Genomic DNA, 22,256 nt, shown 5'->3' with positions numbered 1-22,256 from the left:
TTGCGATGAAGCAGTTTGCGTATAATAAATTATTAATAGTGCTGATAGTCATTGGCCTTTTTGCTACACTGTTTATTAATATTCAGCGCCATGAGGTGGAGGTTCGCAATAATTCCATTGAGCTTATTGTGGATTATGAGGATCTGGTGGCCCTGGCGGAATGCGATGGGGTGCCGGTGGATGAGGTTATGAAGCAGGCCAAGGAAGCGGGCATTACTTCATTGGCGGTTTATGAAACCACCTTCAAGAAGCTGAATGTAAATGGCAAGACCACTGCTGTAAATGGCAGTGATGTTCTCACCAGCTATTATACAGGTACCATGACTGACCCTAACTGGCGTAAGCTGGTGGAGGATGGCACCATTAAGGGTACTGATATTTACGTTACGGGCAATCATGCCCAGACCTTCAAGGAGGTCCATGAGGATCTGGTGCGCCGTCTTGGCAAGGACAGGGTTACGGCCCTTAATGTAGGTGGCAATACAGTTCTGGCAGTGAAGGCCCAGTTTGAGGCCTTTGAGAAGATGGACCTGGGCATGCCTACTGATGAAATGGAAGCTGTAAATAAAGGCGGCTTCTATGTTTTGGCCCGCCCTACCAACTACAACAAGTGTACCGAGGACGATGTGGATGCCTTCTTTAAGCGCATCGACAATTACAAGGTATCCGGCATTGTATTTTCCGGTTCCCAGGCCCTTGGAGCTCCGAACTGCTCTGATTATACGGCCAAAAAAATGGCAGAGCGTGACCTTACTCTGGGTATGATTGAAGGTGTAACACAGCTTCAGTTCTTCCAGCAGGATGGCATGCTGGAAATTGCCAAGGCCAACGATTATCATTCTGCCCGCCTCTACTCCATTCCAAAGGACGAGCAGAAGAAAATGAAGATTGAGGAATGTGTGGAGCGCTGGGCCAATACAGATGCTGAGCGCAACATCCGCTACAATCTCCTTAAGATATTTGACAAGCCGGCTCCTGGTATGACCCTGCTGGAAACAAATATGAAATATTTTTCAGCTGTAAGGGACAAGCTGGAGTCCCAGGGCTATACCATCGGCAAGGCTGGTGTATTTGACCACTTCTATCCTGCGGGCTGGATTCGTGCCCTTGTAATGACAGGTGTGGCGGCAGCATGTGTGCTGTATTTGTGCCTTGTTATTCCTGGCTTTAAGAAGAAATATATTTATGGTTTGCTGATTATTGGTATTTTGGTCTTTGCTGGCCCTGTTCTCATGGGTCATGGCAACAAAATCCGCGTGGTGGCGGCCCTTTTAAGCGCCAATGTATTCCCTGCCATTGCAGTTATTTGGCAGATGGACCGTTTCCGGGCCAAGAGTCCGGATGAAAAGGCATCATTGCCAAAGATGATTGCCACTGGCGTGATTGCCCTCTTTACGTGTGGTATCATGTCCTATGTGGGGGCCTCCTATCTTTCCGGATCCCTTGCTGATACGGAGTACCTTTTGGAGGTAAATATCTTCCGTGGCATTAAGCTCACCTTTATATTGCCAATTATTTTGGTGGCTATTGCCTTCCTGCAGCGTTTCGATGTGTTTGATGGCAAGATGGATGATACTGAGGGATTTATGGACCAGTTCCGCAAGATGCTGGATATGCCTGTGAAGGTAAAATCCCTGTTGATTCTATTTTTGATATTGGTTGCGGGTGTTGTATTTGTTGCCCGCTCCGGTCACACCATGGGTATGCCTGTTTCTGCCACTGAGCTGAAGTTCAGGGCATTTTTGGAGCAGGCCATGTATGCCCGTCCACGTTCCAAGGAGCTTCTCATCGGCCATCCGGCATTTATGCTGGCGGTAATGGGCTGGTTCCGCAAGTGGCCAACTATGGTTCTCTTTGCCCTTGTTCTGGTGGCTACCATCGGTCAGGGCTCCATGGTTGAGACCTTTGCCCATATGCGTTCTCCTGTATTTATGTCCTTTGCCCGTGGCATTGGCGGCATTGTATTGGGAGCAGGCGTGGGTGCTATCTGTATGATTCTCCTTCAGCTCTGGAGCAAATTTGTTGCCCCGAAGCTGAGTTTTCTAAAATAAGTAAAGGTAAGGAATGACAACAGACATGAGTAATGTTGTAATTTCCGGGTATTACGGTTCCAGAAATGCCGGCGATGAAGCAATGCTGGCAGCTATGGTTGAAGTATTGTCGGATTTGGATCCCAATTTAAATATTACAGTTATTTCCGCCGACCCGGCTGACACCAGGGAGCGCCATCAGGTGAACTCCGTTGGTTTGCTGGATATTGGAAGCATTATAGTTGCCCTGTACAAGGCTGACCTTCTCATAAGTGGCGGTGGAAGTCTTTTGCAGAATGTTACCTCCCGCCGCAGCCTTTATTATTATCTCATGATAATTGTGCTGGCGGAGTTTATTGGTACTCCTGTTATGCTGTACGCTCAGGGCATCGGCCCTATTCAGGGGCGTATGGCCCGCTGGATTATGCGTCTTGTTGGCAACGGCATTAAGCAGATTACGGTCCGTGACAAGGGTTCCCTTGGTGAGCTGGCCCAGATGAAGATTCGTCACCCTGCCATTGAGTGTACCTCTGACCCGGTTCACGCCATTCACCCTGTGGACAGAAATATCGGCAGGACTATTCTGAAGGAAAACAACGCCTATGGGGCCAAGCCATTGGTGGGCATCTCCGTCCGTGAGTGGCAGGACTGGACCCATTACAAGGCGGTTATTGCCAGGGCAGCGGACCAGATTTCCCAGGAATTTGATGCCCGTATAGTATTTTTGCCTATGCAGTATCCGGAGGACGTGCACTGTGCAGAAATGGTGGCATCTATGACCAGCTGCAATGCTGTGGTGCTTCACAAGGAATACACCACCAAGGAGTTGTTATCCATTGTGGGCAACATGGATCTCCTTATTGGCGTCCGTCTTCATGCATTGATTTTTGCAGCGGTTATGGGAGTGCCAATGATTGGTGTTTCCTACGACCCTAAAATTGACCGTTTCCTTGAGTCTGTGGGAGAAAGCCCAGTGGGTGATTTGGAAAACGTCAAGTATGACGAGCTGGTTAAAAAGGTGCGTTCCAAGTGGAATGACAAGGCCGCCTTCAGTAAGAAAAACGAGCTTTTATTCGCTGAGCTTCGCCGCCTGGCTATGCACAATGCTGAGCTGGCCATTGAGCTCATTGATAAAAAGAAAAAAGAAAAGCGGTAATGCAGTTATTCAGTTAAAAACACTGGAAAATGAGTAAATCATTTTCCGGTGTTTTTTTGCTATATCAAAAATTAATAAATTTTTCTATTGACATACCATTATGGTATGTTGTAATATCTATCTCAACATAACAATAAACATACTAAACAAGTATGTTATATGTGTAATGAAATTAAGTGAGTTATGAGCAGGAGGTTGACAGCTATGGAAAAGGAAGAGTTATTCAGGCAGATAGCCGATGCTGTTGTGGAAATGGAAGAGGATACTGTGGAGGAATTGGCACAGCAGTCCCTGGAAGACGGAATTGATGCCTATGAAACTATTGATTCCGGTTTGGCAAAGGGAATGGAACGAGCCGGTCAGTTATTTGATGAAGAAGAATATTTTGTTCCAGAGCTGTTGATGTGTTCTGACGCTATGAATGTGGGGATTGATGTATTAAAGCCCCATTTAAAGAGTGAAAACGTGTCCAAGAAGGGCAAGGTTGTAATTGGTGTGGTTGAGGGCGATACCCATGATATCGGCAAAAATCTGGTTCGGCTGATGATGGAAACTGGTGGCTTTGAGGTGCTGGATTTGGGCCGAGATATTCCTCCAGCTGAATTTGTAAGTAAAGCAGAGGAATACGGAGCAGATATTATTGGTATTGCCACTCTTATGACTACTACGATGCCGGGGATGAAGGAAGTGGTAGATATCCTCGCTGATAAGGGAATTCGTGATAAATTTAAGGTTATTGTGGGTGGCGGCCCAATTTCTCCAGCCTTTGCCAAAAAGATTGGTGCTGACGGATATGCCAGGAATGCTGCTGATGCCGTAAAAGTGGCGGAAAAGCTGCTGAGTAATACCGATTTGGCGTTAGGAGCGTGAGAATATGGATGTGTTATCTCCCAAGGAGCGGTTGCTACGTTCTCTGAAGGGCGAAGCAGTTGAAAGGGCTCCAGTGATTTGTCCCGGAGGCATGATGAATTCAGCTATTGTTGATGTAATGAAAAATCATGGAAATGTATTACCCGATGGACATCGTGATTCTAAGATAATGGCAGACTTGGCCTTGGATGTGCAGGCGGATACGGGCTTTGAAAATGTGGGAATTCCCTTCTGCATGACTGTGGAGGCGGAAGCCCTGGGCAGTGATATAGATTTTGGTACATTAAAATGTGAGCCCAAAATCGCCAAGGAAATTTTCCCCTCTGTAAAGGATGTTATCTACAAAGAGGATGATGCTTTAGTAAAAAGCGACAGGGCAGGTACAGTTTTCCAGGCCATATACAATGCTGCAGGCCACTCTCCTGACATACCGGTTATTGGCAGCATAACCGGCCCCTTGAGTACCGCCGCCTCTGTGGTGGATCCTATGAACTTTTTGAAAGAGCTTAGGAAGGTAAAGGATGAGTCCCATCGCTTTGTGGACTATGTAACTAATCAGCTTATCGGCTATGCCCAGCATATGGTGGATAACGGTGCCAGCGTAATTTCCATTGCTGACCCGACGGCCACGGGAGAAATTTTGGGGCCAAAGATGTTTGGGGATTATGCAGTGGTATATATTAACAAGCTGGTGGATGCCATTCATGAAATGGGGGTACCGGTTATCGTCCATATCTGCGGCAGAATGCAGGCGGTAACCCAGCATATTGCCAATCTCCATGCGGATGCCATCAGCGTAGATGCACTGGTAAGCCTAAAAAAGCTGAAGGAGGAATATCCTCACCTTACAACCATGGGGAATTTGAGTACATTCCTGCTGGAGTTTGGTGAGACTCCAAATATTCAGAGAAGTACTGAACAGCTGATTCAGGATGAGATAAATATTTTGGCTCCGGCCTGTGGTTTAAGTACCTCAACGCCGTTGCAGAATATCCAGACCTTTACTGGTGTTGCCAAGGCAGTTTGAGGGGGAATTTGATGGAAAAATATCAAATTGTATTTCAGCCCTCTGGCCGCCGTGGAGAAGTGGAGGCTGGGAAAACAGTTTTACAGGCTGCCCAAAGTCTGGGAGTAGGTATAGAAGCCGCTTGTGGCGGTGCCATGGTCTGTGGCAAATGCAAGGTTATACCGGAGTTTGGCAGCTTTGAAAAGCTGGGGCTTACCTCGGAAAAGGCAAATATTTCACCACTAAGTCCTGTGGAGGAAAAGATACTGACCACCGAGGAGTTGGAAAAGGGCGTTAGGCTGGCCTGCTGTATTCAGATACAGGGTGATTTGGTGGTCAGCGTACCAAAGAAAAGCCAAAGTGCCAAGCAGGTGGTGTTGGAGGCTGGCAGTAAGCGAAATATTGTGATAAAGCCAGCAGTGAAGTCGTATTTTATCAGACTTACACCTCCAACCCTGGAGGATCCCACCGATGACCAACAGCGACTTCTGACCGCATTCCAGAAGGAAACGGGAATAGAGGGGGCAATTGTTGATTACAAGGTTTTATGTGGTCTTTCAAGGACACTGCGTGAAAGCAACTGGGAAGTCACCGTAACATTACGGGAGGACAAGAAGGAAATCGTCAGGGTCCGTGGAGGTGATTACAGCTGTAAGCTGGGCATTGCCATTGATATTGGTACCACCACATTGGCGGCCTACCTTTGCGATTTGGACTCTGGGGAGCTGCTGCAGAAGGCTTCCCGCATGAATTCCCAGATTGGCTACGGTGAGGATATACTTTCCAGAGTTTCTTACGCCACTGGTAATGAGGAGGGCCTTCAGAACCTTCATAACATCATCATAAATGATATAAATGAGTTGGCCGGGGAAATGACAGAGGCCATTGGGGCAAAGCCCGAGGATGTGGATGAAATGGTGCTGGTTTATAACACCGTAATGCATCATCTGGCACTGAATCTTTATCCCGGCTATGTGGGCCGTTCACCCTTTGCACCGGTGGCATCCCATGCACTGGACATTAAGGCCAGGGACTTGGGAATAAAGATAAATCCCGCTGGGTGGGTTCATTCATTGCCAATTGAGGCAGGCTTCGTAGGAGCCGATAACATGGCAGTGGTTATTGCGGAGGAGCCATATAACAGCGACAAAATAAAGCTGATTATAGACATTGGCACCAACGGTGAAATTGACCTTGGAAACAAGGAAAGACTTCTCTGTACCTCCTGTGCCACCGGCCCTGCCCTGGAAGGAGCCCAAATAAAATATGGTATGCGGGCTGCTCCGGGAGCCATTGAAGGAGTAAGAATAGACAAGGAAACACTGGAGCCATCCTACAAGGTTATAGGCAATGATACATGGTATCCGGAGCTGGAAATTACAGGAGCTCTTGGAATTTGTGGATCAGGAATTATAGATGTATTTGCTGCCCTTTACGAGGCGGGTATTGTGGGGAAAAGCGGCCGAATTAACGGCAAGCTGAACTCACCCCGTATCAGAAAGGACGAAAATGGCAAGTGGGAATATGTGTTGGCCTATGCCAAGGAGACGGCCATCGGACAGGATATAGTGGTAACCCAGGCCGACATAAGAGCTATACAGCTGGCCAAGGCGGCAATTTATGTAGGAGCAGAATACTTACTGAACAAATATGGTATTGATCATGTGGATGAAGTAATTCTTGCAGGAGCCTTTGGCAGTTATATAAACAAGAAAAGTGCGCTGACTATGGGAATGTTCCCGGACTGCGCTCTGGAAAATATCCATGCAGTGGGCAATGCCGCCGGTGACGGTGCCCGTATTGCACTGCTGAATGTGGATAAACGGCGGGAGGCAGATGAAATAGCTCGTCGGGTGGAATTCGTGGAAACGGCAGCGGAGCCTGATTTTCAGGACCGTTTTATGGAGGCAATAGCCATTCCCCATGCCAAGGCAAAATTTCCCCATGTAAATGCAGAATGAAAATGTTGAGCAAGAAAGGCAGATGATTTCATGAGTGAGTGGAAGGATGAGATGACGGCCATTGAACGCATGGCGGCCTATGCCAAGGGCGAAGATATTGACCGCCTGCCATGTGTGCCTATAGTGGGCAATACAGCTGCCAGAGTTATCGGAGTGAAGGTTTCTGATTTCCGTGGCAATGGTGAGCTGATAGCCAAGGCCCACATCGAGGCCTATAAATTATTTCATTATGATAATATCCGGGTATTTACAGATCTGTATACCCAGGCTGAGGCCATGGGGTCCGAGGTAATATATCCCGAGGATGAAACAGCATATCTCGGTCAACCGGTAATAAAGCTGGATCCACGATTGTCCAATTTGGATGAGATCGATAAGCTGCGTCCGGCGGATCCCTATAAGGACGGCAATTTGCCTGAGCATTTAAAGGCCATGAGGATAGTGGTGGATGCAGTAGGCAAGGAAGTCCCCGTGGGTGGTGCAGTCACCGGACCATTTACCAACTCATCTTTTTTGGTGGGAGCAGAAAATCTGGTGCGTTTAACATTGAAGAATCCGGAAGCTGTTCATAAGCTATGTCAGGTGTCATTGGAGAGTAATCTTCGTTATGTGGATGCAGTAATTGATGCGGGAGTTACCCCAAGTCTTACAGACGCCATGTCATCAAGCACAGTTATAAGCCCAAGATTGTTCCGTAAATTCTCCTTGCCATATTTGAAAAAGCTAATTGACCATATTCACAATAAGGGTAAGAAGGTAACCCTGCACATTTGCGGGAAAACTGATGGTATTTGGGAGGATATGGTAAAGGCCGGGGCGGACTGCCTGAGTATTGACAATGATGCGGATATCCTAAAGGCCAAGGAGCTGGTAGGGGACAGGGTAATGCTTATGGGTAATGTACGGCCATCGGAAACCATGCTGGAGGGCACGGTGGAGGATGTGCGTAAAGCCACGGTGGAAGTTGTCCGCAAGGTTTACGATTCACCAAAGGGCTTTATTGTAGCCTCTGGGTGTAGCCTGCCAACGGAAACCCCATTTGAAAATATTCACGAAATGTTAAATACGGTACGTCGTATCGGCAATCCGTTTGCGATTAAGGATGCCACATCCATTGTGGCATGAAAGAGGGATGATAGGGTATGAAGAAGATATTAGCAGCATTATTAATTGTAATTGCTATAATTACAACAGCCTGCGGTGGTTCTGAAAAGTCCGCAGGAACAGATAAAAAGACGGATTTTAAGATTGGTTATCTGGCTTCCACTGGACATATTTTATATTTTATTGCCCAGGAGAAGGGGTATTTTGCTGAAGAAGGGTTAAATTCAGAGTTGGTATTATTCAATAATTCCGGTGAGGGCATTACCGCTGTGGCCAATGGTAAGCTGGATGTGGGAGCTTTTGGCAGCTCGGCACCAATGGTGTATATGTCCAAGGGAAGCCCAATAACGATTTTTGCCGGGCAGATGTCCATGGGCCATGCTCTGGTGGCAAAGCCGGAGAAGGCTGCTGAATTAGCTGATTTAAAGAATCTTAAGGGAAAGACTGTGGCCACCATTCGTTTGGCCACCGGTGATATTGTATTCCGTGAGGCAGCTATTAAGCAGGGCTTAAAGATTGGCGAGGATGTAACCTTTAAGGAAATGGAATCAGCTTCTGCGGCTATGGAGGCAGTGAAGAATGGTGCAGCAGATGCTTCTGTTGTATGGACTCCATTCCGTAAAATGGCAGAACAGCAGGGCTTAAAGATTGTTAAGTACAGTCCGGAGGTGCCTGGCTTTGAAAATCATCCATGCTGCCGTCAAATTGCCTCTACCGCCAATATCCAGAAGCATCCAGAAAATTATGAGGCGTTTCTCCGGGCCATGATTAAGGCGTATCGATTCTACAAGACAAATAAGGATGAATCCATAGAGATATTATCCAAGTATGTGAATATTGATAAGGATACACTGTATGAGGAGACCTATGGTAAATATGTGGAATCCAATCCAGATCCAAATCGTAATGCCGTAATTGACTTTTATAAGTACATGAAGGAAGTGGGTTATATTGAAAAGGACTTTGACATTGCAGAGCACATCAATATCCAGCTCTATCAGAAGGCCCTGGACAAGCTTCTTGAAGCTGAGCCGCAGGATAGCATTTACAAGCAGCTTAAAGCAGATTTTGAGAAAAATGATTTATAAATTCAATTTTACTAAGTCGGCCAAGACTCAACAGGTGGTGGATGTTACAGCTATTTTTCTGGGGATTCTGGTGGTGTGGGAAGTGCTGACGGTGCAGCTGGAGGTATTGGATGCCTTCTTGTTCCCATCTCCTCAGCAGGTACTGGAGCTGTTTATCGGTGACCTGCCAACCATATTCCGTGGATTGGGCAGCTCCCTGGTATTATTGTCAGCGGCCTATGCCCTGGCACTGGCCACGGCCATTCCTTTGGGCTTATTTGTGGGCTGGCGACGCAGATTGTTTAATGCTGTTCATCCCATTTCAAAGATTATGAGTGCAGTGCCACCTATTGTGTATATACCATACGCCATTGCTATTTTACCAACCTTTCAGTTGGCGTCTATTCTGGTAATTTTTGTGGGGGCCTTTTGGCCAATATTCGTGAGTACGCTAAATGCTACGGTGCAGATAGATAAAACCTTGATTGATTCGGCCCGAATGCTCCGCATCAAGGAACGGCGCTTACTCTTTGAGATTATCCTGCCGGCTATTATGCCCCAGGTATTGACTGGATGCAGTGTGGGATTGATTTTCTCCTTTATCCTGCTTGCATCGGCTGAAATGATTGGAGCCACCTCAGGTATAGGCTGGTATGTAAAATATTATTCCGATTTTGGCGATTATGGCAAGGTTATTGTGGGTATTCTGTTTATTGGTCTGGTGGTAACTGCTGTAATGGCTGTTTTTGACAGGATACAGCGTCATCTGCTGCGGTGGCAGGCCAAGTATTCGGCGGATTAAGGGAGGGACAATTATGCTGGAAGTGAAACATGTTAGTAAGTCCTTCTCCAAGGATGGACAGTCCCAGCTGGTACTGTCGGACCTTAATCTGGCAGTAGGGTCCAGAGAGTTTGTTTGCCTTTTAGGACCATCTGGCTGTGGTAAAAGCACCCTTCTTAGAATTATGGCGGGCCTGGATAGTGCTGAATTCGGTGGTGTATATCTGGATGACAAGCTGGTGAATGAGCCTCAGCCTAAATGCGCCTTTGTATTTCAGGACTATGCCCTGTTTCCTTGGAAAACCGTATTGGAAAATGTGGTTTATGGTATGGATGTTCAAGGTATGTATGATAAGAAAACCCGGGTAGAGAAGGCTAAGGAATACTTGAAGCTCATGCATTTGGAAAAATATGAGAATTCATATATCCACGAATTGTCTGGTGGTATGCGTCAGCGGACAGCTATTGCCAGGAGCTTGGCCTTGGAGCCGGAAATATTATTCATGGATGAGCCCTTTGGGGCCTTGGACAACTTTACCCGCATGGAGCTGCAGGAGCTGCTGCTGGATATTTACAGCAAAAACAAGCTAAGTGTGGTATTTGTAACCCATGATATCAGCGAAGCAATTTATCTGGGGGACCGGGTGGTGGTAATGAATGCTCATCCAGGAACGGTTCATTCAATTTTAGATATTAATAAGGGCTTGGTGCGGGATCGTACCAGTGAGGATTTCCATCTGTATGAGGATAAAATCATGCAGGCCTTCCAGCTGGTGCGCAAGCAGGAAGTGGAATACTATATTTAAATCGTTTTAGAGTAAACTGGGAAAGGTGGTGGCAATATGGCGAAGGGCTTCATGGAACATTTTCGATGCGGTGGTGAACCGGAGCGGCATATTGCCACTGAATTGTGTCAGCGGGCTGGTGTGGAGGTCAGTGATGTATATTGCCACAGTGAGGCCATGGCTACTATGTCCCATACTATTTGTCAGTTGGAAGGGGATATGCTGTGCAAGCTGCCCTTTGCAACCATGGCTGAGGCCGAACAGCTAGGAGCTAAGTGGAATATCATCTCAGATAAGTCACAACCGGTTCCGGGAGCCTTGCCCTATGAGAAGCTGATTGATGTGAAAATACCGACCTTTTCCTTTGACTATGGCCTTATGCAGGAGAATTTACAGGCAATACGCCTGCTGAAGCACAGGGGAGAACGGGTCAGCTTCAATATTGAAGGCCCCTTTACCCTGCTGAGTCTATTGGTACCATCCAAGGAAATTTACAAAGGGATGCGGGCTCAACCAGAGCTTCTTAGAAGGCTGTGCGAGCAGCTCATTGACAATATTGTGCTGGAGGCTGCCTATGTGGCTGAGGCGGGGGCGGATGTGATTTCCTATGCCGATCCGCTGATTTCCTGTAATATGGTATCTCCGAAAGTTTATACAACGCTGTGTGGTGATATTATTCGTGAGGCCCTGCAGCGGATTACGGTGGCTGTACCCGATGTGACAGTTCATGTATGTAGTGCCACCTCAGCCGCCTTTCAACGGGCTGGCTTTTGTCAATGTCGTCCTTTCGTCGTGCCTAAGGGAATGTGCTATGGTGAGGCCCTGTGCTTTGCCCGTCATCAGGCGGGTGTCCAGCTGGTGGGCCATGGCTGCTTACAGCATTCCTGTTGCAAGATGGCCAAGCCGGTGGTATATGAACTGAAGCTATGCTAAGGATGAACGATATAGAAGGGAGTGTGTGAACAATGTTGGGAGATTGCGCTAATTGCAATGCTAATCATATGTGTTTTATGAAGGGGAAAAGCTGTGTTCCTGTGGAGCAGAGCGAGGTATTGGCCCTATACGATAAAGAGGAAAGACGTATAATGAAGGCGGCCGCCTATGTGGAGGGTACCTTTTATATGAAATATACCCGTTTGCAGGAAACTGCTGAGTTTGCCAGAAAAATGGGATATAAGACCATTGGTATCGGGTTTTGCATGGGTATTCGGGATGAAGCAAAGCTATTTGCCAAGTTTTTTGCTGATCAGGGCTTTGAAGTCGTTTCCGTTTGCTGTAAGAATTGCAGTATTCCCAAGGATGTGCTGAAGTTAAAGAAGGTAAATCCAAAGAGTGCAGTAGAGCCAATGTGTAATCCAAAGGCTCAGGCCAAGTACCTTAATGAGCATGGTGTGGAGCTTTTCGTGTCTGCTGGACTATGTGTGGGACATGATGCTCTCTTTTCCAAGGCCTGTGATGGTCCGGTTACTACCTTGGTGGTTAAGGATCGGGTGCTGGGGAACAATCCAATGGCGGTGGTATATTCCGGTTATTGGAAGAAAAAACTGGGCCTGGCGGCACAGGATTTGTAAAAGTCATATTATATATTGTAGTGAAAAAGGCTGGAGCCGATGGTGCGTATCATCGGTATCCAGCCTTACGTGTCTTAGCGATATATAGAATGTCAAATTGTATAAATACTACAAAACAGATAAAATAATAGTATAACAATCAATGAAGGTTACTAGTGACATGTACAATCAAGGAAAGTAGAGAGAGGGAGGGCCTCACATGAAATTTTGTATATTTGGTGCCGGGGGAACTGGCGGAACATTGGCGGCTTATTTGGCTATGGCGAACAATGATGTGACGCTTATCGCTCGGGGGCAGCATTTAAAGGCAATACAGGAAAAAGGACTGGTGCTACATACCAATCATCGTGGTACCGTTACGGTGGACAATATAAAGGCCGTTACGGCAGATGAGTATGTGGATACGCCGGATGTGCTCTTTGTTTGCGTGAAATACTACAATATTGAGGATGCTATTGCATTTGCCCATGAAAAGGCGGGGCAGGATACTCTGATTGTACCTATTCTGAATGTCTTTGGAACTGGCGGTGTGATGCAGGAAAAGCTTACTGAGTTGACCTGCCTTGATGGCTGTATTTATGTAATGAGTGAAATAGAAGCTCCTGGAGTTATATACCAGTCCAATAAAATTTTGCGGGTGATTTTTGGCTATCGGCCAAAGCAGGAGGGAAAGCTAATAGACAAGGCACGGCAGCTGGAGCAGATTTTGCGTGACGCAGAGATAAAAGCACATTTCAGTGATAATATTATCCGTGATGCCCTGCAGAAATTTGCCTTTGTATCTCCTGCCGCAGCGGCAGGGTCCTACTATGATTCCTCCTGTGAGGTGTTCCAGACACCGGGGGAAAAGCGGGATATGTTTGCCGGGCTTATAAAGGAAGTGGAGAATCTGGGAAATGCCATGGGGGCGGATTTCCAGCAGGATCTGGTGGAAACGGGCCTTAAGATGATGGACGCACTGAAACCGGGCTCCACCATGTCCATGCAGAGGGATATCCAGCGGGGCCGTCAGTCAGAATTTAGCGGTCTGGTAACCAGAGTGGTGAGTCTAGGCAAGGAATATGGCGTTTCAGTGCCACTTTATGAGAAGATAAATGACTGGGGAGCTGCTAAGGCAATAAAATAATGATAATCTGGCATATTTCTCCTGATAAACTGTGAAAAACTTCTAAAATGTTGTTTTTACAACATAACATTTAGGATGATTCGTATATAATCATGTCATGAAGTTAAGGTGTGTGAACAATAGGAGGAAATAAATATGCTTAGACAGATTATTCATATTGATGAGGAAAAATGTAACGGCTGTGGACTGTGTGCCAAGGCTTGCCATGAGGGAGCCATAGATATTGTAGATGGTAAAGCCAAGCTGATGAGGGAGCATTTCTGTGATGGACTTGGTGACTGCCTGCCAGGATGCCCTACAGGAGCCATTACCTTTGAAAAGCGGGAAGCACCGGCCTATGATGAGGCGGCAGTGAAGGCGGCCCAAAGTGCCAAGAAGGCGGCTCCTTCATCAATGATGCCACAAATGGGAATGGGCTGTCCTGGCTCCAGATTAATGCAGTTGAAACGGACAGAAGAACCAGAGCCTCAGACAGATAATCCGCCAATGGCTTCTGCACGGCCTGTTTCCCAGCTTAATCAGTGGCCTTGCCAGATCAAGCTGCTGCCAACCCAGGCACCATTTTATGACGGAGCCAAGCTGTTAATTGCGGCGGACTGCACCGCCTATGCCTATGCCAATGTCCATGAGGATTTCATGAAGGGTAAGATAACCCTTATTGGCTGTCCAAAGCTTGATGAAGGAGATTACAGCGAAAAGCTGACGGAAATCATCAGCAATAATGACATTAAGAGCGTAACTATTCTCCGTATGGAGGTGCCATGCTGCGGCGGCCTCCAAAGAGCTGCAGAAACAGCCCTGAAAAACAGCGGCAAATTCCTTCCATGGCAGGTGGTAACCATCTCCCGGGACGGAAGAATATTGGATTAAATATTAGTGTAGAGATGCCCTTGGTACAATTAGCTGTGTACTAAGGGTATTTTTTGGTACATGAAATATGAGGGAATGAAAATATGAAATATGAAGGAATGGAATCGTAAAAACTGAGGGAATGAAATTGTAAAATCTGAGGGAATGAGCCATAACATATTTCTTTTAGGTTATCCGCTTTTGTGATAAAATTAGGTTGAGATTGGGAGGATACATGTAAAAGAAGCCTTTTAAGGGCTTTCCCATGGTCGATTTTTTTAAAAATGACATGGGAGGGTCGTTTTATGAAGGCTAGACGAACATATAAGGATTCACTGTTTCGTGACATTTTTAATGACAAAAAGAGGCTACAGGGAATCTATTATGCTTTGACTGGTGAGAAGGTCGCTGTAAAGGACATCAAGATTACCACCTTACGGGGAACATTTTTTGAAGATATCAAGAATGACATCAGCTTTATGGTGGGGAACCGTCATATCGTACTCATGGAACACCAGTCAACACTGTCGGAAAATATGCCACTGCGGATGCTTTGGTACATTGCTAAATTGTACCGGCAAAGAGTTAAACCTGATGCTCCCTACAAAAAGACTCGTATACTACTTCCTGCACCAGAGTTTTATGTGTTTTACAACGGGACTGATGAGACACCGGAGCATTGGATAATGCGATTGTCAGATGCTTTTACGGAAAAAACTCATTCTTTGGAGCTGGAGCTTTCGGCTTTTAACATAAACTATGATAAAAGCAGTGAACTTTTGCAAAAATGCAATGATTTGAAGTGCTACAGTATCTTCGTTGCCCAGGTGCGGCAGAAAATATCTGAGGGCAAACCCCTTCGTCAAGCTATTATTAAGGCTATACAGTATTGTAAAGAAAATGATTTTTTGAAAGACTATTTCTCCAACAAGGAACAGAGGGAGGTTTTGGATATGGTAAATTTCAAATGGGATTGGAACAGGGCCATGGAAGTCAGGGCAGAAGAAGCAGCTGAAGAAGCTACCAAGAAAGCTACGGAAGCAAAAACTATAAAGGTTGTTATTAATATGCTCAAAGACCGTGAACCATACGAAAAAATCTCGCGACAGGCTGATACACCTCTGGAAAATGTTATGGAAATTGCCAAGAGAAATAACCTCGCGTACAACTGAATCGCGTGTGTAATAAAATCAGCCATAGTACACGAATAATGAAAATAAGAAAGAGAGTGACTGCACTATGTTGTTGCATCAGCTCTCTTTTTTCATTAGGATTAACTGTTAGTGTATGGCGAAACCAAAAACCTCTAATTGATAATTCTTTTAGAATAGCTCCATTTGTGATAAAATTAAGTTCAGTGTAGAAATGGAGGTTTCTCGATGATTCATATGAATGATGTTATGAAGGTATATGACAATGGTGCCATTGCCCTCAATCATATCAATGTTGATATTAAGAAGGGTGAGTTTGTGTTTTTGGTAGGCCCTAGTGGCGCCGGCAAATCCACCTTTATTAAGATGCTGTTTCGTGAGGTTTTGCCGTCCTCCGGCATTCTCACCGTCAACGGCCGTGATATTATACACATGTCCAACAGGGATGTGCCTTTTTTGCGCCGTTCTTTGGGCGTAATTTTCCAGGATTACCGCCTGCTGCCGGACAAGACAGTGTATGAGAACATTGCCTTTGCCATGCAGGTTATTGAGGCACCGCGCCGCATGATGCAGCGCAACGTGAACAACGTGCTGGATATTGTGGGACTTCGTGACAAGTACAAGTGCTTCCCAAATCAGCTCTCCGGTGGCGAGCAGCAGCGTGTGGCCATTGCCCGTGCTATTGTAAATAATCCTGCCATCGTTATCGCCGACGAGCCTACGGGTAACCTTGATCCGGAGACTTCATGGGGTATTATGGACATTTTCAAGAGCATTAATGCTTCCGGCACCACCATCGTAATGGCAACCCATGATAAGACCATTGTGGATGCCATGCAGAAGCGTGTAATTGCCATTGAGAATGGTGAAATAGTCCGTGACGAGGCACGAGGAGGTTACGGCTATGAACATTAATACTGTGGAGTATTTTGTCCGGGAGGTTATGCACTCCCTTAAGCGCAACAACTGGATGTCCGTTGCTTCCATCGGCACTGTTGCTGTATCCCTGTTTATTTTCGGCATGTTCCTCATGCTGGTTATGAATATGAATAAAATGGTGGATACCATGGAATCCCAGGTTCAGATCAAGGTTTATCTGGAGGATGATTTCTCCCGTGAGGATGCCAAGGATCTGGAGAAGGAACTTAAGCAGATGCAGGGCGTTGAGAAGGTTACCTTCGTGACCAAGGAAGAGGCCATGGAGAAATTCAAGGAGCGTCTGGGTGACCAGAAGACACTTTTGGATGCTCTTGATGAGACAAATCCTTTACCTGATTCCTTCGAGGTTATGGTGCTTCAGCCGGAAATGGTCAAAACCGCCGCTGAGAACATTGAAAAGTTCGAGGGAGTTGACAGTGCCAAGTACGGTCAGGACGTTATGGAGCATCTCTTTGATATTACCCGTCTCATTCGTATTTTCGGCTTTGCCCTGATGATGGTGCTGGCTTTGGCCACCCTATTTATTATTTCCAATACCATTCGCCTTACGGTGTTTGCCCGCCGCAAGGAGATTGCCATTATGAAATACGTAGGGGCAACTGACTGGTTTATTCGCTGGCCATTTGTGCTGGAGGGTATTGTGATGGGCTTTTTGGGAAGTATTATCGCTTCCGTTGTGCTGCGCCTCACCTATTCCGGCATTACTGCCAAGATTTACGATACTTTGGCCTTCTTCCCGCTGATTCCAGAGGAGCCATTCCTCACTTACGTTACATTGATTGTGGTTATTGGCGGCATGATTATGGGGGCCATCGGCAGTACCGTCTCCATCAAGCGTTTCCTGAAGGTCTGAGGTGCTGCTATGGGTATTTTTACTACAAAGCACAAGACGGCCAGTATGGTGATGGCCATTTTTATGTCACTTTCTGTGGCGGGGACTGCTCTGGCTGACGATCTTGAGGCACAGCTTCAGGATCTTCAGGAGAAGGCAGCCCAGCAGCAGGAGATTACCAACGAGGCCCAGGCCCGTGTGGACAATCTCTCTGAAAAGCTGCGGGTTTTGCAGGAGGAAGTGGATGTAGCCACCGCCGAATACAAGGAAGTCAAAGGCAGACTGGATCAGGTTAAGTCCGATATTGACGACAATACGGAGCTGCTGGAAAAAACCGAGAAGGATCTGAAGAAAAAGAACAAAAAGCTGGCCAAACGTGTAAGGGATATTTACATCAACGGTCAGATCAGCTATGTGGATGTGCTCTTCGGGGCCAAGGATTTCTCTGATTTCCTTACCCGTATGGACATTCTCAAGCGCATTATAAAGCATGATTATGAGCTCATTATGAAGGTTAAGGCTGACCGCGAGGTAGTGATGGCTACCAAGGCCAAGCTGGAAAAGGACAAGGCTGATGTGGAGCTTCTGGTGGCAGATGCTGAAATAAAACAGCAGAATATGCTGGACAAGAAGCAGGAGCAGCAGGTCCTTTTGGATAAGGCAGAGTATGACAGGGAAGTTTCACAGCAGGCCTATGAGGAAATCATGGCGGCATCTGAGGAAATTACCCGCATGATTCAGCGCAGCCAGATGGTGGGGGGCAGCTATGTTGGCAGTGGCTCCGGTGCCATGATATGGCCTATTTATGGTCCTATTACATCTGAATTTGGTTGGCGCACCCATCCAATTTTTGGTACCCAGCGTTATCACAGCGGTCTGGATATTGGCGGCGATTATGGTGAGCCAATTGCGGCTGCTGCCACTGGAACTGTTATTCATTCCGGCTGGATCAGCGGTTATGGCAACACTGTTATTATTGACCACGGCGGCGGCATTACTACCCTGTATGGTCATAATCAGTCTCTCTTGGTGGGTGTTGGTGAGTCCGTAACCCAGGGCCAGACCATTGCCCTTTGCGGATCCACTGGTAATTCCACGGGACCTCATTGCCATTTCGAGGTTCGTGAAAACGGTGAGCCTGTAAGTCCATATAGTTATTTGTAATAATATTAGCGTGCTCTTTTGCCTGCCCACAGTGGCAGGCGAAAGGGCTCTAATTTGCTTTAGGGGTTATTTTGGAAATGAATGGAGAATGTCCATGAGTCAGACTATGAAAAATATTCTTCTTGTAATCAGCACTGTACTGATTACTTTGGTGGTGACAGGCTGTGCTGCCCTTTATCTTATGGGGGGCTCAGTGGTAAAGGCAGGGGATATGATCCGCTTTATAGCCACTGTGCGTTTCGTGGAAAGTCATTTTGCCGGAGAGGTGGACCGTACAGCACTTATTAACGGTTCCATTGATGGCATGATGAAGTCCTTGGGAGACAAGTATTCCATTTACCTTGATGAGGAAAAATATCGTCAGCTTAATGATATAAATAATGGTACCTTTGGTGGCATTGGAGTGGTTATGAGCTTTGCTGAGCCGGGCCACTGCAAGATTATGTCCGTAATGGAAAATACTCCTGGCCAGGAGGCTGGACTTCAGGCCGGGGATGAAGTAATTGCCGTGGAGGGGACTCCCGTTTCCGAGCTTCAGCCAGAGGAAGTGGTGGGAAAAATCCGTGGCGTTGAGGGAACCCAGGTGGTAATCACCATCCGCCGTCAGGGAGAAGAGGACAAGGATTATACCCTTACCCGCTCCATTATTGCCATGACCACCGCAGCGGGGGAGATGATTCCGGATACTGATATCGGCTATATTCGCATTGCTTCCTTCAGTGAAAACACTGGCAAGGAATTCAAGGATGCTCTGGAAAAGGAAAAGGCCAAGAATGCCAAGGGGCTTATTATTGATCTGAGAGCCAATCCGGGGGGGCTGGTTACTTCCTGTATGGAAATCGCCAATATGGTGGTGCCCGAGGGGGAAGTGGTATCTCTCATAGATAAATCCGGCAATAAGCAGGTCTTTGAATCCAGTCTGACTGAGAGGGGCCTTCCTATTGTGGTGCTTATTGACGGCAACAGTGCCAGTGCTTCGGAGATTTTGGCTGGAGCCCTGAAGGACAGGGGTGCGGCCACTTTGGTGGGAATGAAATCCTATGGCAAGGGCTCTGTTCAGACCATTATGCCACTTTTCAGGGGTGACGGTATTAAGCTCACCGTGGCCAAGTATTACACCCCATCTGGCGCCAGCATCGATGGCATCGGCATTCAGCCCGATGTGGAAATAGAACTGCCGGAAAATCCAACTGAGGATGTCCAGCTTAAGAGGGCCATTGAGGTTATGAAGGAGAAAATACAATAAGTCCTTAAATTAATGGGATTTTAATTTTTAGTTTATAAAATGTTTATGTTCAGGTCATATACTCATTAATGAGATAAAAACACTGTTTTTAACAGGTTCTGCCCCGATGATGGGCCGGGAGCTTTGAAAGGATGTTAATTATGAAAAAGAGATTTTTAATAGGAGCCATATTGCTGGCTGCCAGCGGCTTTATGGCAGGAGCTCCGGCGTCCGGGGAATGTGCGGCCCTGTCACTGGAGGAGGCCATACAGACGGCTCTGGTTAATAATCCTGACGTAAATATAACCAGACTGGCAGAGGATTCTGCCCAGGCCAAGCTGAGCCAGGCCAGAGGAAGTAACAGTATTTCCGTAAAGGCGGGGACCAATTTTGGCAAGTCCGAGCAGAACGACATGGGTTGGAATAACAACAACAATACCAGTATTTCTGCGTCCATGCCTATTTTTAACGGAAACACAACGGGCCGTAATATTGAAAGCGCGGAAATCGGCGTGGATATTGCCAAGCTCCAGACCCAGCGCAAGTGGGAAACCACCAAATTGGAGGTAATCAAGGCCTATTATGACGTTTTACAGGCCAGAAAGCAGACGGCGGTTTATCAGGATTCCGTGGACAAGTACCAGCAGCACCTTACCAACGTGGAGCAGCTCTACAATGCCGGCAGCAAGGCCAAAATAGATGTGCTCCGCTCCCAGGTGGAGCTGGCTGATGCCCGCCAGAGCCTGATAAAAGGGGAAAATGCCTATGAAAACTCCATCAGCAAGTTAAAAAATCTCCTTTTTATGGACCAGAACGAGCCATTGGAGCTGACGGACGACTTTGTTTACGAGCCCTTTGAAGATGATGTAAATTCCTGCGTGGCATACGCTTTGGAGAATCGCAAGGATTTAATCGTGGATGAATATCAGGTGAAGCAGAAGGAGCTGGCCCTTAAGAACGCTCAAGCGGGCTACATGCCAACGGTGGATCTCAGCGTAAACACCGGCTGGAGCGATCAGGTGGTGCCAAGCCGCGACAATCACAGCGTTTCCGGAACTATCGGCGTTAGCTGGAACATCTGGGACAGTGGCGTTACCAAGGGAAAGGTAAATGCCGCCAAGGTGGATCTGGAGACGGCCAAGCTTACCCTCAGCAAGGACAAGGGTACTGTGGACATGAATGTCCGCACGGACTATAACAGTATGCGGGAAGCAGAAAAGCGCTTTGAATCCACCAAGGAGGCCGTTCGCGAGGCTCAGGAGGATTACTTTATTGCCAATGAGAAGTATAAGGCTGGCGAGGGTATAATGCTGGATATTATCGATGCCCAGGATGCTCTGGAACGGGCACAGCACAATTACTTTAGTGCTCAGTATGATTACGCAAGACACAAGGCTGCTGTGGAAAGTGATATGGGACTGGATGTTCATCCTTCCACCTCCACCCTTTCAAATGCTCCTGCTGAAAAATAAAGGGCTAATTCCCAAGTTAGAAAAGAGGCAAAACTATGAGAAAGAAAAAGACTTTCACCATAGCTGGCATAATAGTGGCAATTCTGGTGGTAATATTTGGCGGGTATATGTATTACAGCAACTCTCAGGCGGAGAAGAACAAGCCAGCCACTGAAATGGCCAAGGTTCAGCGCATGAAAATAAAGTCCACGGTATCCGCCACAGGCACCATCCGTCCTGTGGATTCCGTAGAGGTAAGCTCCAAGATTACAGCCCGTATCAAGTCGGTGCTGGTGAAGGAAAACGACCACGTAACGGCGGGGCAGACGGTGGCCATATTGGACGGCAAGGATTATGAGGCCTCCAATGACCAGGCGGAATTTAAGCTGATTAATGCCAAGGCCAAGTATCATCGCGTATCCTACCTTAATTCCATTGGGGCCAAGTCCCAGGAGGAGCTGGAGGATGCCCAGCTAACCTATGATACCGCATCCAGTAATTTGGAAAAAACCCAGTCCGATTTAAGTGAGACAGTTATTGTGGCTCCTATGGACGGCGTTGTGGTAGGGGAGCCTAAGAGTGCCGGAACCATGGCCGTTCAGGGCAACAGCAATCCTACTGTAATTATGACCATTGCAGATATGAGCAAAAAGCAGATTCTGGCCAAGGTGGATGAAACAGATATTGGCAGCGTGAAGGTGGGCCAGAATGCCACCTTTACCGTTGATACATACACTGGAAAAACCTTTAATGCCAAGGTTTCCAAGATTTCCCAGACCGATGTGACCAACAGCTGGAATACCAACTCCAGCAACAGTTCTGCTTCCTCCTCCTCCAGTGCCAGCGTAATTTACTATTATGTGGTGTTGGACGTTGATGATCCGGATAATCTGCTTTTGCCGGCCATGACAGCCCGTGTTGATATTGTGACCTCCGAGAAGGAGGATGCCCTGGTGGTGCCAATTTCAGCATTGAAAACTGATACCAAGGGCTCCTATGTTCAGCTGAGTCTGCCGGACGGCACTACTGAAAAACGCTATGTATCCACTGGCATCTACAGTGATGAATTTGTGGAAATTGAGGATGGCCTTTCAGACGGAGATACCGTTGCCATTACCTATAAGGCCAAAGCCAGCAGCTCCACTGCCTCCAGGGGTGGTGGCCCGGGCGGACCTCCAATATAAGATCG

20 protein-coding genes are annotated in these 22,256 nt (G+C 47.0%); all 20 read left to right on the top strand.

Annotated elements, in window-relative coordinates; translation table 11 throughout:
* Positions 1-5 precede the first annotated feature (5 nt).
* The 20 genes from T525_RS0112225 (at position 6) to T525_RS0112130 (ending at position 22,251) form a co-directional block, all read left to right on the top strand.
* Positions 6-2,051, top strand: a complete 2,046-nt coding sequence (locus T525_RS0112225; RefSeq protein WP_027407413.1) for a DUF5693 family protein — start codon at positions 6-8, stop codon at positions 2,049-2,051.
* Positions 2,052-2,076: 25 nt separating this feature from the next.
* The gene (csaB, locus tag T525_RS0112220) at positions 2,077-3,186 is read left to right on the top strand and encodes a polysaccharide pyruvyl transferase CsaB (protein WP_027407412.1); all 1,110 of its coding nucleotides are present in this window, start codon (positions 2,077-2,079) and stop codon (positions 3,184-3,186) included.
* A gap of 204 nt (positions 3,187-3,390) precedes the next feature.
* Positions 3,391-4,056 carry a corrinoid protein gene (locus tag T525_RS0112215; RefSeq protein WP_027407411.1) on the top strand — a complete coding sequence of 222 codons (666 nt, stop codon included), beginning with the start codon at positions 3,391-3,393 and terminating at the stop codon, positions 4,054-4,056.
* A 4-nt stretch (positions 4,057-4,060) separates the two neighbouring features.
* Complete coding sequence (locus T525_RS0112210) at positions 4,061-5,083, top strand: methylcobamide--CoM methyltransferase (protein WP_027407410.1); 1,023 nt, start codon at positions 4,061-4,063, stop codon at positions 5,081-5,083.
* 11 nt (positions 5,084-5,094) lie between these two features.
* Complete coding sequence (locus T525_RS0112205) at positions 5,095-7,023, top strand: ASKHA domain-containing protein (protein ID WP_027407409.1); 1,929 nt, start codon at positions 5,095-5,097, stop codon at positions 7,021-7,023.
* A 30-nt stretch (positions 7,024-7,053) separates the two neighbouring features.
* Positions 7,054-8,148, top strand: a complete 1,095-nt coding sequence (locus tag T525_RS15165) for a uroporphyrinogen decarboxylase family protein (RefSeq protein WP_037325654.1) — start codon at positions 7,054-7,056, stop codon at positions 8,146-8,148.
* A gap of 17 nt (positions 8,149-8,165) precedes the next feature.
* The gene (locus T525_RS0112195) at positions 8,166-9,215 is read left to right on the top strand and encodes an ABC transporter substrate-binding protein (protein WP_027407408.1); all 1,050 of its coding nucleotides are present in this window, start codon (positions 8,166-8,168) and stop codon (positions 9,213-9,215) included.
* Positions 9,205-9,996: an ABC transporter permease gene (locus T525_RS15160; RefSeq protein WP_051533582.1), complete on the top strand. Its 792-nt coding sequence runs from the start codon at positions 9,205-9,207 to the stop codon at positions 9,994-9,996. The genes T525_RS0112195 and T525_RS15160 overlap by 11 nt, the downstream gene beginning before the upstream one ends.
* A 13-nt stretch (positions 9,997-10,009) precedes the next feature.
* The gene (locus T525_RS0112185) at positions 10,010-10,780 is read left to right on the top strand and encodes an ABC transporter ATP-binding protein (RefSeq protein WP_037325653.1); all 771 of its coding nucleotides are present in this window, start codon (positions 10,010-10,012) and stop codon (positions 10,778-10,780) included.
* Between the two features lie 36 nt (positions 10,781-10,816).
* Positions 10,817-11,692, top strand: coding sequence for a uroporphyrinogen decarboxylase family protein (locus T525_RS0112180; protein WP_027407406.1), 876 nt, complete (start codon positions 10,817-10,819; stop codon positions 11,690-11,692).
* Between the two features lie 32 nt (positions 11,693-11,724).
* The gene (locus T525_RS0112175) at positions 11,725-12,330 is read left to right on the top strand and encodes a DUF1847 domain-containing protein (protein WP_027397375.1); all 606 of its coding nucleotides are present in this window, start codon (positions 11,725-11,727) and stop codon (positions 12,328-12,330) included.
* Positions 12,331-12,529: 199 nt separating this feature from the next.
* Positions 12,530-13,456, top strand: coding sequence for a ketopantoate reductase family protein (locus T525_RS0112170; protein WP_027407405.1), 927 nt, complete (start codon positions 12,530-12,532; stop codon positions 13,454-13,456).
* 135 nt (positions 13,457-13,591) lie between these two features.
* Entirely contained in the window at positions 13,592-14,326 is a 735-nt protein-coding gene (locus T525_RS0112165; protein ID WP_027407404.1) for an ATP-binding protein, read from the top strand.
* 284 nt (positions 14,327-14,610) lie between these two features.
* Positions 14,611-15,477 (top strand): Rpn family recombination-promoting nuclease/putative transposase, encoded by an 867-nt coding sequence (locus tag T525_RS0112160; protein WP_198022694.1) that lies wholly within the window; start codon positions 14,611-14,613, stop codon positions 15,475-15,477.
* A gap of 207 nt (positions 15,478-15,684) precedes the next feature.
* The gene (gene ftsE / locus T525_RS0112155; RefSeq protein ID WP_027407402.1) at positions 15,685-16,371 is read left to right on the top strand and encodes a cell division ATP-binding protein FtsE; all 687 of its coding nucleotides are present in this window, start codon (positions 15,685-15,687) and stop codon (positions 16,369-16,371) included.
* The gene (gene ftsX, locus T525_RS0112150; protein ID WP_027407401.1) at positions 16,361-17,248 is read left to right on the top strand and encodes a permease-like cell division protein FtsX; all 888 of its coding nucleotides are present in this window, start codon (positions 16,361-16,363) and stop codon (positions 17,246-17,248) included. The genes ftsE and ftsX overlap by 11 nt, the downstream gene beginning before the upstream one ends.
* A 9-nt stretch (positions 17,249-17,257) precedes the next feature.
* Complete coding sequence (locus T525_RS0112145; RefSeq protein WP_037325652.1) at positions 17,258-18,391, top strand: murein hydrolase activator EnvC; 1,134 nt, start codon at positions 17,258-17,260, stop codon at positions 18,389-18,391.
* 94 nt (positions 18,392-18,485) lie between these two features.
* Positions 18,486-19,637 carry a S41 family peptidase gene (locus tag T525_RS0112140; protein WP_027407399.1) on the top strand — a complete coding sequence of 384 codons (1,152 nt, stop codon included), beginning with the start codon at positions 18,486-18,488 and terminating at the stop codon, positions 19,635-19,637.
* 140 nt (positions 19,638-19,777) lie between these two features.
* Positions 19,778-21,088 (top strand): TolC family protein, encoded by a 1,311-nt coding sequence (locus T525_RS15155; RefSeq protein ID WP_037325684.1) that lies wholly within the window; start codon positions 19,778-19,780, stop codon positions 21,086-21,088.
* Positions 21,089-21,123: 35 nt separating this feature from the next.
* Positions 21,124-22,251 (top strand): efflux RND transporter periplasmic adaptor subunit, encoded by a 1,128-nt coding sequence (locus T525_RS0112130; protein WP_027407398.1) that lies wholly within the window; start codon positions 21,124-21,126, stop codon positions 22,249-22,251.
* Positions 22,252-22,256: the final 5 nt, after the last annotated feature.

It is taken from the genome of Anaerovibrio sp. RM50 (assembly GCF_000622005.1).
Classification (GTDB): Bacteria; Bacillota; Negativicutes; order Selenomonadales; family Selenomonadaceae; genus Anaerovibrio.
The sequence above is the reverse complement of the archived record's forward strand: the minus strand, read 5'-3'. Positions and strand labels throughout refer to the sequence as shown.